General features: G+C 70.9%; 10 protein-coding genes. 6 read left to right on the plus strand and 4 right to left on the minus strand.

Annotated elements, in window-relative coordinates; all coding sequences use genetic code 11:
- Positions 1-21 precede the first annotated feature (21 nt).
- Positions 22-1,932, plus strand: coding sequence for a translational GTPase TypA (gene typA, locus IFT51_RS04755; RefSeq protein ID WP_192059729.1), 1,911 nt, complete (start codon positions 22-24; stop codon positions 1,930-1,932).
- Between the two features lie 147 nt (positions 1,933-2,079).
- Complete coding sequence (locus tag IFT51_RS04760; protein WP_192059731.1) at positions 2,080-2,595, plus strand: hypothetical protein; 516 nt, start codon at positions 2,080-2,082, stop codon at positions 2,593-2,595.
- 52 nt (positions 2,596-2,647) lie between these two features.
- Here the strand turns inward: IFT51_RS04760 and efeB are convergent, their stop codons facing one another.
- The 3 genes from efeB to efeU are packed head-to-tail and all read right to left on the minus strand — an operon-like array spanning position 2,648 to position 6,056.
- On the minus strand, positions 2,648-3,964 hold the full coding sequence (gene efeB, locus IFT51_RS04765; protein WP_192059733.1) for an iron uptake transporter deferrochelatase/peroxidase subunit: 1,317 nt from the start codon (positions 3,962-3,964) through the stop codon (positions 2,648-2,650).
- Positions 3,965-3,978: 14 nt separating this feature from the next.
- Positions 3,979-5,184, minus strand: coding sequence for an iron uptake system protein EfeO (gene efeO, locus IFT51_RS04770; protein WP_192059735.1), 1,206 nt, complete (start codon positions 5,182-5,184; stop codon positions 3,979-3,981).
- Positions 5,181-6,056 carry an iron uptake transporter permease EfeU gene (gene efeU, locus IFT51_RS04775; protein ID WP_192059737.1) on the minus strand — a complete coding sequence of 292 codons (876 nt, stop codon included), beginning with the start codon at positions 6,054-6,056 and terminating at the stop codon, positions 5,181-5,183. The genes efeO and efeU overlap by 4 nt, the downstream gene beginning before the upstream one ends.
- A 155-nt stretch (positions 6,057-6,211) precedes the next feature.
- On the opposite strand from efeU, the gene IFT51_RS04780 reads away from it, so the two are divergent.
- The 4 genes from IFT51_RS04780 to IFT51_RS04795 are packed head-to-tail and all read left to right on the plus strand — an operon-like array spanning position 6,212 to position 10,256.
- A complete protein-coding gene (locus IFT51_RS04780) occupies positions 6,212-7,519 on the plus strand; it encodes a PIG-L family deacetylase (RefSeq protein WP_192059740.1) in 1,308 nt (435 codons plus the stop codon).
- The gene (gene fdxA / locus IFT51_RS04785; protein ID WP_192059742.1) at positions 7,516-7,833 is read left to right on the plus strand and encodes a ferredoxin; all 318 of its coding nucleotides are present in this window, start codon (positions 7,516-7,518) and stop codon (positions 7,831-7,833) included. Before IFT51_RS04780 ends, fdxA begins: the two co-directional genes overlap by 4 nt.
- A 10-nt stretch (positions 7,834-7,843) precedes the next feature.
- Complete coding sequence (gene dapC, locus IFT51_RS04790) at positions 7,844-8,944, plus strand: succinyldiaminopimelate transaminase (RefSeq protein WP_192059744.1); 1,101 nt, start codon at positions 7,844-7,846, stop codon at positions 8,942-8,944.
- Between the two features lie 16 nt (positions 8,945-8,960).
- The gene (locus IFT51_RS04795) at positions 8,961-10,256 is read left to right on the plus strand and encodes a citrate synthase (protein ID WP_192059746.1); all 1,296 of its coding nucleotides are present in this window, start codon (positions 8,961-8,963) and stop codon (positions 10,254-10,256) included.
- 188 nt (positions 10,257-10,444) lie between these two features.
- Here the strand turns inward: IFT51_RS04795 and dapD are convergent, their stop codons facing one another.
- Positions 10,445-11,413: a 2,3,4,5-tetrahydropyridine-2,6-dicarboxylate N-succinyltransferase gene (gene dapD / locus IFT51_RS04800; protein ID WP_192059748.1), complete on the minus strand. Its 969-nt coding sequence runs from the start codon at positions 11,411-11,413 to the stop codon at positions 10,445-10,447.
- Between the last annotated feature and the right edge of the window lie 26 nt (positions 11,414-11,439).

Below are 11,439 nucleotides of genomic sequence, written 5' to 3' on the forward strand. Positions count from 1 at the left end.
CTTCTCGTAAGGAATTCATCCATGGCGACTGCCATCCGCAGCGACCTGCGCAACGTGGCGATCGTGGCCCACGTCGACCACGGCAAGACGACTCTCGTCGACGCCATGCTCAAGCAGACCAACTCGTTCGACGCCCACTTCGACACCGAAGACCGAATGATGGACTCGAACGAGCTCGAGCGCGAGAAGGGCATCACGATCCTCGCGAAGAACACCGCGGTGCTCTACAACGGTGCTCACGCGGCCGACGGCCCGATCACCATCAATGTGATCGACACCCCCGGCCACGCCGACTTCGGCGGTGAGGTCGAGCGCGGCCTCTCGATGGTCGACGGCGTCGTGCTGCTCGTCGACGCGTCCGAGGGGCCCCTGCCCCAGACCCGCTTCGTGCTCCGCAAGGCCCTCGCGGCCAAGCTCCCCGTCATCCTGCTGGTCAACAAGACCGACCGCCCCGACGCCCGCATCGACGAGGTCGTGGCCGAGTCGCAGGACCTCCTCCTCGGTCTCGCCAGCGACCTGAGCGAAGAGGTCGAAGACCTCGACCTCGACGCGATCCTCAACGTGCCCGTGGTCTACGCCTCGGGTCGTAACGGCGCAGCGTCGATCAACAAGCCGGCCGACGGCTCGCTGCCCGACAACGCCGACCTCGAGCCGCTGTTCGACGCCATCCTCACGCACGTGCCGGCGCCGACCTACGACGACGAGCACCCCCTGCAGGCGCACGTGACCAACCTCGACGCGTCGCCGTTCCTCGGTCGTCTCGCGCTCCTCCGCGTGTTCCACGGCACCCTGAAGAAGGGCCAGACCGTCGCCTGGGTCAAGCAAGACGGCACCACGGTCAACGCCCGCATCACCGAGCTGCTCATCACCAAGGCCCTGCAGCGCTACCCCGCCGAGTCCGCGGGCCCCGGCGACATCGTCGCCGTCGCCGGCTTCGACACCATCACCATCGGCGAGACCCTCTCCGATCCCGACGACGTCCGGCCGCTGCCGACCATCACGGTCGACGACCCCGCGATCTCGATGACCATCGGCACGAACACGTCGCCGCTGATCGGCAAGGTCAAGGGTCACAAGCTGACCGCGCGCATGGTCAAAGACCGTCTCGACCGAGAGCTGATCGGTAACGTCAGCCTCAAGGTCGTCGACATCGGACGCCCCGACGCGTGGGAGGTCCAGGGTCGAGGCGAGCTCGCACTCGCCATCCTCGTCGAGCAGATGCGACGCGAGGGCTTCGAGCTCACCGTCGGCAAGCCGCAGGTGGTCACCCGTCGCGACGAGAACGGCAAGCTCCAGGAGCCGTTCGAGCACATGACCGTCGACGTGCCCGACGAGTACCTCGGTGCGATCACCCAGCTGATGGCCGCCCGCAAGGGCCGCATGGAGAACATGGCGAACCACGGTTCGGGCTGGGTCCGCATGGAGTTCATCGTCCCGTCGCGTGGCCTGATCGGCTTCCGCACGCAGTTCCTCACCGACACGCGCGGCACCGGCATCGCCAACGGCATCAGCCACGGCTACGGCCCCTGGGCCGGCGAGATCTCGACCCGTACCAACGGCTCGATCATCGCCGACCGCTCGGGTGTCGTCACGCCGTTCGCGATCCAGAACCTGCAAGAGCGCATGACCTTCTTCGTGCAGCCGACCGAAGAGGTCTACGAGGGCATGGTCGTGGGCGAGAACTCGCGCGCCGACGACATGGACGTCAACATCACCAAAGAGAAGAAGCTGACCAACATGCGTCAGTCGACGGCCGACAACTTCGAGTCGATGACGCCCTCGCGCGTCCTCTCGCTCGAGGAGTCGCTCGAGTTCGCCGGTGACGACGAGTGCGTCGAGGTCACCCCCGACGCCATCCGCATCCGCAAGGTCGAGCTCGACGCGTCGGCTCGCCAGCGCAGCACCGCTCGTCTCAAGAAGCAGAACGCGTAGCACCACCGAATCACCGCCAGACCGAGAGGCGGCCCGCAGCAGTGCGGGCCGCCTCTCGCGTATCCACCCCGCTGCGCTTCGCCGCCCCTCGCTGCGTGCCCCGCACGTTCCACGCCCACGCCCAGAGACGGCCGCTACCCTCTCCGGGTGCCGATCCGTTCGAAGTCCCTCATCCGCCCCGTCGCCGCTCTGACCATCGTCGTCGGTCTCGGCGCCGGCCTCACCGCGTGCGGTTCGGGCTCGCCGATCGACAACATCGTCGGCGGCGCGATCGACAGCAGCGTCGAGGGCCTCACCGGCACCGTGCAGCAGGCCGTCGAAGACGCCGCGGGCGAGGCGCTCGGCGGAGCCGGCATCACGACGGACGGCACGCTCCCCGAGTCGTTCCCCGCCGAGGTCCCGCTCGTCGAGGGCACCGTGCGCGGGGGCGGCGCCGGGCCCGAGGGATCCGGCTGGGTGGCTCAGATCACCGTCTCGGGCGCCGACCGCTTCACCGTCGCGCAGCAGCAGCTCGAGCAGGCCGGCTACACGGCCAGCGGGGTGGACTCCGACGCGGACAGCGGCTTCGGCACATTCACGGGCCCGGCGTACCGCGTCGTGCTCACCGTGTCGACCGACACCGACGGGGTCTCGACGGCGACCTACGTCGTCACCCCCGTCTGACCTCCGCACTCGCGGGCGTCCGCGCCGCGCCGGCCGCCCCGACCCGGCGGCGTCAGGCGAAGAGCGTCTCGCCGACCCAGCCGTTCTCCGACGCGCCCGGCGGCACCGCGAAGATCGCCGAGCCGACGTGCTTGACGTACTCGTTCATGCGATCGCTGCGGGCGAGCGACTGCTGGATCGGCACGAACTGCCTCCGGCTGTCGCGGTTGAAGCAGATGAAGAACAGCCCCGCGTCGAGGCGTCCGAGCTCGTCGTTGCCGTCGACGAAGTTGTAGCCGCGCCGCAGCAGGGTGGCCCCGTCGTTGTTCTGCGGGTGGGCGAGCGCGACGTGCGAGTCGGGCGCGATGGCCGGCCCGCCGGTCGAGGCCGCGGCGGCGAAGTCGGGTGCGGTGAACTCCGATCCGCCCGACAGCGGGGCCCCCTCGCCCTTGTCACGGCCGACGACGGTCTGCTGCTCGGCGAGGGAGGCGCGGTCCCAGGTCTCGATCGTCATCCGGATCTTCCGGGCGACGAGGTACGACCCGCCCGCCATCCAGGCGGCGCCGTCGCCCTCGGTCGCCCAGACGCCGTCGGCGACGGCCCCGGTGTCCTCGGCCTTGACGTTCGCGGTGCCGTCCTTGAAGCCGAACAGGTTGCGCGGAGTGGTCTGCCCGCGGGTCGTCGACGAGGTGCGGCCGAAGCCGAGCTGCGACCAGCGGAGGGAGGCGCGGCCGAAGGCGATCCGCGACAGGTTGCGGATCGCGTGCACGGCCACCTGGGGGTCGTCGCTGCACGCCTGCACGCAGAGGTCGCCGCTGCTGGCCGCCTCGATCAGCTGATCGCCCGAGAAGTGCGGCAGGTCGATCAGCGCGGCAGGGCGTCGCGAGGCCAGCCCGAAGCGGTCGACGCCCGTGGCGGTGCTGAAGAGCGTCGGGCCGAAGCCGATGGTCACGGTGAGCCCGGCCGCTGGCAGGCCGAGGGCCTCGCCGGTGTCGTCAGGAGGCGCGGCGAGCGACCCGCCCGTCGCCCCCGTCGGACTCACGTCCAACCCGGCGGTCAGTCTCGACGCGGCGTAGCTCCAGTCCTTCAGCAGCTCGACCAGCTCGGCGCGCGTGGTGCCGTCCGAGACGTCGAACGCTGCGAAGTGCAGGCGGTCCTGCGCGGCGGTGGTGACGCCCGACTGATGCGGTCCGAAGAACGGGTACGTCGCCGCCGCGCCCGAGCCGCCCGCGGTGTGCGCGACGACCGCGCGGTCGGCTCCGATCCCGACGCCGAGACCGAGCACGCCGGCGCCGACGCCCGTGCCGACGAGTCCGAGCAGGCCCCGTCGCGACAGCCCCGGTCGCTCGGCGGCGCCGCCCGTCTCTCGGGCGCCGTCAGTCCCGCCCACGCTGCGGGCCACCGTCAGGAGACCAGGGCCGCGGTCAGCCGGCTGAGCGGCTCGCTGAGCGCGTTGACGGCGTCCGACAGCTTCTTCTTGTCGGCGTCGGTCAGCTCGGTGTAGGCCGGGTAGCCCGAGTCGAGGCTCCCGTAGCCGGCGAGCAGGGTCTCGACCGAGGTCATCTCGTCGTCGATCGAGGTCGCGAGCTCCGGGTCCTCCTCGTCGACGATGTCGCGGACGCCGTCGAAGGCGACACGGGCCCCCTCGAGGTTGCCCTGGAAGTCGTAGAGGTCGGTGTGCGACCAGATCTCCTCCTCGCCGGTGATCTTGCCGGTGGCGACCTCGTCCATCAGGCCGACCGCCCCGTTCGCGATCGTGTCGATGCCGACCGAGAAGTCGTCGGCCGTCACCTCGTCGTAGAGGTCGGCGGTGTCGCCGGTCAGCAGGTCGGCGAAGCGCTGGCGCTCGGCGGGTGTCAGGGCGACGTACGCCGCGCCGCCGTTCGCGTCGGCCGACGGCTGCCAGAGGTCCTTCTCGATGCGGTGCCAGCCGGTCCACTCGGTGCCGGGCTCGACGTCGGCCTCTCGGAAGTCGATCTTCGGGTCCAGGTCGCCGAACGACTCGGCGATCGGCTCGATGCGCTCGTAGTGCGCCCGGGCGGTCGGGTAGAGAGCGCGCGCCCGGTCGTCGTCACCGGAGGTGTACGCGGCCAGGAACTCGTCCGTCGCCGCGACGAGCTGCCCGGTCTGGTCCTTCACGTAGCCGACGTAGGCGGCGGCCGCCGCGTCGATGCGCTCCTTCTCCGAGCCGGTCGGCTCGACGGCGCTGCCCGAGTCGGTGACGGTGAACGTCGCGCGGACGCCCTCCCCGACGAGACCCGGGACGCACGCGGTGTAGTAGTCGCCCGCGGGCACCGACACGGTCATCGAGCCGGACGTCCCCGGCCCGATGTTCTCCTTCTCGCTGATGATCCGCAGGCCGTCGTCGGCGAGCAGCTCGAACTCGCTGTTGTCGCTTCCCGTGTTCGTCATCGTGAACGTGACGGGGCCGCTCGGCACCGAGGTCGTCGACAGCACGCAGCCGTCGTCGGACCCGTCGACGGTCACGGCGGTGGCCGCGGACGAGCCGGCCGGCGTGTTCGCGACGCAGCCGGTGAGGGCCAGCACGACCACGGCGAGGCCGGAGGCGAGGCCGAGAGGGTGGACGAGGCGGGCGGGGCGAGCGGTCATTCGTGGGCTCCTGCGGTGCGGGGGGTGAGAGTGGTGGACTCGGATCCGGAGGCGGCGGGACGGGTCGGCCCGCGCCTCCTCGTGGCGCGTGCGACGAGCGGGACGACGACGGCGAGGTAGACGAGCCAGCCGCCGAGCTGCAGCCAGCTCGGGGTCGGGGTGAAGTTCACGAGACCCTGCAGCAGCACGCCCTGGGGGCTCGTCGGCGGCACGGCCGAACTGACGTCGAAGGCCGTGGAGGTGCGGCCCGGCAGCACGCCGGCCTCCTGCAGGTCTCCGATCCCGTAGGCGAGCACCCCGGCCGCGACCACCACCAGGAAGTACCCGGTCACGGTGAAGAACCGCCGGAGGTCGATGGTCATCACACCGCGGTGGATGGCGACGCCGATCGCGACCGCGCTGAGGATCCCGAGCAGGGCGCCGAGCAGGGGCACGGGCCCCCCGCCGGTCGACTGCACCGCGGCCCAGACGAAGAGGGCCGTCTCGATGCCCTCGCGACCGACCGACAGGAAGCCGAGTGCGACGATCGCCCAGGCGCCGCCCTCGAGCGCCCGGTCGAGACCCGACTGCAGCTCGTGCTTCATGCTCCGCGCCGTGCGGGCCATCCAGAAGACCATCCAGGTGACGAAGCCGACGGCGACGAGCGAGAGCCCGCCGCCGATGATCTCCTGCGCCTGGAAGGTCAGGCCGTAGGCGCCGAAGGTGAGGACGGCGCCGACGCCGAGCGACAGCACGACGGCGGCCGTGACGCCGAGCCACAGCCGGGGGAGGACGTCCCGGCGATCGACCTTGACGACGTAGGCGACGAGGATGCCGACGACGAGCGAGGCCTCGAGGCCCTCTCGGAGTCCGATGAGGTAGTTGGCGAGCACTGATGGGGCCTTCGGGTCGGCGGCGTACGGGCGGCATCGGCGGCGCCTGGGGCGGTCGGGACTCGACCGCACGGGGTGGTTTGGTTAGGCTAACCTTGCTAAGGGTCGGCTGACGAGGACCGACCATAGTGCGGGGCGGCCTATCCTGTCCAGTGATGACTTACTTCGGCACGCCTGGTGGCGACGGAACCGGCTCAGCGGCCCCCCGGGTCGAACGGGTGCTCGTCGTGCACGCCCACCCCGACGACGAGACGATCACGACGGGGGGCACCCTCGCGACCCTGGTCGACGCGGGTGCGAGCGTCACCGTCGTGTCCTGCACGCGCGGAGAGCTCGGAGAGGTGATCCCCGACGACCTCGCACGACTGCGCGACGACGAGGCCGCGCTGGCGGTCCACCGAGAGGGCGAGATCGCCGCGGCGCTCCGCGAGCTCGGCGTGCGCGACCACCGGTTCCTCGGCGACGTCGGCGCGCGGACGCCCGGTCTCGAGCCCCGCGTCTACCGCGACAGCGGCATGGTGTGGCGCTCCGACGGCGTCGCCGGTCCGACCGACGACCTCCACCCGGCCGCGTTCTGCGCGGCCGAGTTCGGTGAGATCGTGTCCGATCTCTCCGCCGTCGTCGACGCCGTCCGGCCCACGGTCGTCGTCTCGTACGACGACGACGGCGGCTACCACCACCCCGACCACGTCCGTGCGAATCGGGCCGCCGTCCGAGCCGCCCGCCTGGCGGGTGTGCCCTACTTCGCCATCGTCGCGGGCGCCGACGAGGCGACCGGCGTCGAGGCCGAGGCCCTGCGCGACGACCCCTCGGTCGTGACGATGGACGTCCGACCCGTGGCACCCCGGGTCGTGGCCGCGCTCCGTGGGTACCGCACGCAGCTCGAGGTCGTCGACCTGCCCGGCGGCGGAGCGGGCATCCGCTACCCGCACGGTCGGGTCGACCGCCTGGCGTCGACCGAGTCGTTCCGCTTCGTGGCGGACCCCGACGAGCTCGCGCCGCTCCCGGCGAACACCTCCGAGTTGAGCGACATGAGTCTCGGAGGCAAGATCGGCACCTACCTGCTGTCCGTCGCGGCGGGCGCCGTCTTCGGGGCGATCGGCACGGTCGCGCATCAGGGCACGACGTCGATCGGCGGCGCGGTGGTGCCCACCGGTCTCGTGCTCTCGCTGATCATGGCGCTCGCCCTCCTCGTCGGCTTCCGCCAGGTCTTCCGGTCGCGCACCGTCGTGGCGGCCGTCGCGCTCGGACTGCTCGGGGTCACCGCGCTGCTGTCCCAGCCCGGTGCCGGCGGTTCGGCGCTCGTCCCCGCGAATCCCGCCGGCTACCTCTGGACGTTCGGCCCGGTGCTGATCGCCACGGTCGTGCTCGCGTGGCCCTTCCTCGACGGGGGAGCCAACGTGCAGCGAGGCCGCGATAAGATGAACGCCTTGCCCGACGCGAAGGGAACACCCGAGACGTGACGTATGTGATCGCACTTCCCTGTGTGGATGTCAAAGACCGAGCCTGCATCGACGAATGCCCCGTCGACTGCATCTACGAGGGCGAGCGTTCGCTCTACATCCACCCCGACGAATGCGTCGACTGCGGTGCGTGCGAGCCCGTCTGCCCCGTCGAGGCCATCTACTACGAAGACGACCTCCCCGACAAGTGGGCCGACTACTACAAGGCCAACGTCGAGTTCTTCGACGAGATCGGCTCGCCCGGCGGCGCGGCCAAGGTCGGCGTCATCGCGAAAGACCACCCCGTCATCGCCGTCCTCCCGCCCCAGGGCTGACGAGTCCGTCGTGGCGCTCGATCTCCCCGACTTCCCGTGGGACTCCCTCTCCGAGCTCGCGACGACGGCACGGGCGCACCCCGGTTCGATCGTCGACCTCTCGGTCGGGTCGCCGGTCGATCCGACCCCGGTCGTCGTCCGCGACGCTCTGACGGCCGCCACCGACGCGCACTCCTATCCGCAGGTCGCGGGCACACCCGCCCTGCGTGAGGCGATCGTCGAGTGGTACGCCCGGCGACGCGGCGTCACGGGTCTCGACACCGACGCCGTGCTCCCGACGATCGGGTCGAAAGAGCTGATCGCCGGCATGGCCCTCTGGCTCGGCCTGGGCCCGGGCGACACGATCGTGCATCCGGCGAACGCCTACCCGACCTACGCGCTCGGCGCCGCGCTCGTGGGCGCCGACGCCGTCGCCTCCGACGATCCGGCGTCATGGCCCGAGTCGACCCGTCTCGTCTGGCTCAACAGCCCCGGCAACCCCGACGGCTCCGTGCTCGACGTCGAGCGGCTCGCCGCCGCGGTGGCCCGTGCCCGCGAACTCGGCGCCGTGATCGCCGGCGACGAGTGCTACGCCGAGCTCGGCTGGGAGGGCGAGTGGGCCACGCGACCCACGCCGTGCATCCTCGACCCCCGTGTGGTCGGCGACCGGCTCGACGGGGTCGTCAGCGTCTACTCGCTCAGCAAGCAGTCGAACCTGGCGGGGTACCGGGCGGGCTTCGTGGCCGGCGACCCCGCCGTCATCGCCCAGCTGCTCGCCGTCCGCAAGCACGCGGGTCTCATGCCGCCGGCTCCCGTCCAGGAGGCCATGCGCGTGGCGCTCGGAGACGAGGCGCACGTGGCCGAGCAGAAGGCGCTCTACCGCGCGCGACGCGCAGCCCTGGCGCCGGCCCTCGAGGGCGCCGGTTTCCGCATCGATCACAGCGAGGCCGGTCTCTACCTCTGGGTCACCCGCGACGAAGACGCCTGGCAGAGCGCCGCCTGGCTGGCCGAGCGGGGCATCCTCGTGGCGCCCGGCTCGTTCTACGGCGCCGAGGGCGGGCGGCACGTCCGCGTGGCCCTGACGACGACCGACGAGCGCATCGCCGCCGCCGTGGAGCGCCTCGAGCACTGACCGCTAGGCTGGCGGAGTGACTGACACTGCCAACGACGCCCAGAAGGCCACGCTGCAGTTCCCGGGGGGAACAGCCGAGTTCCCGATCGTCCCGAGCACCGAAGGTGCCTCGTCGATCGACATCTCGACGTTCACCAAGCAGACCGGTTTCACCACCCTCGACAACGGGTTCGTGAACACCTCGACCGCCCGCAGCAAGATCACCTACATCGACGGTGATCAGGGCATCCTGCGCTACCGGGGCTATCCGATCGAGCAGATCGCCGCGAACTCGACCTACCTCGAGACCGCCTGGCTGCTCATCTACGGCGAACTGCCCACCCCCGACGAGCTGGCGGGCTTCGACGCCCGCATCCGCCGCCACACGCTGCTGCACGAAGACCTCCGTCGGTTCTTCGACGCACTGCCGCATTCGGCTCACCCGATGTCCGTGCTCTCGAGCGCGGTCGGCGCCCTCGGCACGTTCTACGAGGGCTCGATGAGCACCTCCGACCCCGAGCAGGTCGAGCTGCAGACGATCCGTCTGCTGGCGAAGCTGCCGGTGATCGCCGCGTACGCGCACAAGAAGAGCCTCGGTCAGGCGTTCCTCTACCCCGACAACTCGCTCAGCTTCGTCGACAACTTCCTCAAGCTGAACTTCGGCACGATGGCCGAGCCGTACGAGGTGAACCCCGTCCTCTCGAAGGCGCTCGAGCGCCTCCTCATCCTGCACGAAGACCACGAGCAGAACGCGTCGACGTCGACCGTGCGACTCGTCGGCTCGACGCAGGCCAACATGTTCTCGTCGATCTCGGCCGGCATCAGCGCCCTCTACGGCCCCCTGCACGGCGGGGCGAACGAGGCCGTGCTGTCGATGCTGGCCGACATCAAGGCCAGCGGCCAGGGCGTCGAGCGCTTCGTCGAGCGGGTGAAGAACAAAGAAGAGGGCGTCAAGCTCATGGGCTTCGGCCACCGGGTCTACAAGAACTACGACCCGCGCGCAAAGCTCGTCAAAGAGAGCGCGAACGAGGTCCTCGCCGCCCTCGGCGTCAAAGACGACCTGCTCGACATCGCGATGGAGCTGGAGGGCATCGCCCTCGCCGACGACTACTTCGCCGAGCGCAGGCTCTACCCGAACGTCGACTTCTACACCGGCGTCATCTACAAGGCCATGGGGTTCCCGCCCCGCATGTTCACGGTGCTCTTCGCGATCGGGCGTCTGCCGGGCTGGATCGCCCACTGGCGCGAGATGAACGCCGACGCCACGACCAAGATCGGCCGCCCGCAGCAGCTGTACCTGGGCGAGACCCAGCGCGACTGGCCCCAGCGCTGACCGCGCATCGGTCGCTGCCAACACGACGCCCCGGCGTCGGCGCCGCACCCGCATCTCGTGGGTGTCGCGCCGAAGCCGGGGCGTCGTGCTGTCAGCAGCCGCAGCCGCAGCAGCAGCAGCAGCGACAGCGACAGCAGCCGCAGCCGCAGCCACAGCGGTAGCGACCGCCGTAGCAGCGGCCGCAGCCGCTAGGCGTGCAGCTGCGAGTTCAGCGTGATGCCGTGGCCCTTGCGCGGCAGCACCTCGACGGCGCCCGTCAGCGAGTTGCGGCGGAACAGCAGACCGGGCCGCCCCGAGAGCTCGACGGCCTTGACGGTCTGGGTCGAGCCGTCCGACGACGTCGTGCCGCCGACGACGACCACCTTGGTGCCGGCGGTGACGTAGAGACCCGCCTCGACCACGGTGTCGTCGCCGATCGAGATGCCGATGCCGCTGTTCGCGCCGAGCAGCGCCCGCTCGCCGATCGTGACGCGCTGCGCGCCTCCTCCTGACAGGGTGCCCATGATGGAGGCGCCCCCGCCGATGTCGGATCCGTCGCCGACGACGACGCCCTGCGAGATGCGGCCCTCGACCATCGACGTGCCGAGGGTGCCGGCGTTGAAGTTGACGAAGCCCTCGTGCATGACGGTCGTGCCGGGGGCGAGGTACGCGCCGAGGCGGACGCGCGAGGCGTCGGCGATGCGGACCCGCTCGGGCGAGACGTAGTCGAGCATGCGGGGGAACTTGTCGATGCCGGTGGTCGCGATGCCGGCGCGCTGCAGGGCGGGGCGGAGGCGGGCGAAGTCGTCGGGGTGCACCGGGCCGGCGTTCGTCCACGTGACGATCGGCAGGTGCCCGAAGACGCCGTCGAGGTTGACCGTGTTCGGCTTCACCAGCAGGTGGCTGAGCAGGTGCAGGCGCAGGTACGCGTCGGAGGTGGACGCAGGAGGCGCGCTCAGCTCGATCTCGACGGTCACCGGCACGAGATCGACGGCGCGGCGGGCGTCGGGCCCGGCGGCGTCGGCGATCTCGGCCGGGACGAGTGCGGGGTCGCGGTCGGCCGGGAGGCGGCCGAGCGAGGGGGAGGGGAACCAGGTGTCGAGCGTCGTGCCGTCGGCGGAGACGGTCGCCAGCCCGTCACCGTAGGCGTGGGTGGCGGCGGTGTCGTCGGAAGTCATGACGACAACCGTATCGGCCCGACTCC

This window comes from Frigoribacterium sp. CFBP 13712 (assembly GCF_014842255.1).
Lineage (GTDB): Bacteria > Actinomycetota > Actinomycetes > Actinomycetales > Microbacteriaceae > Frigoribacterium.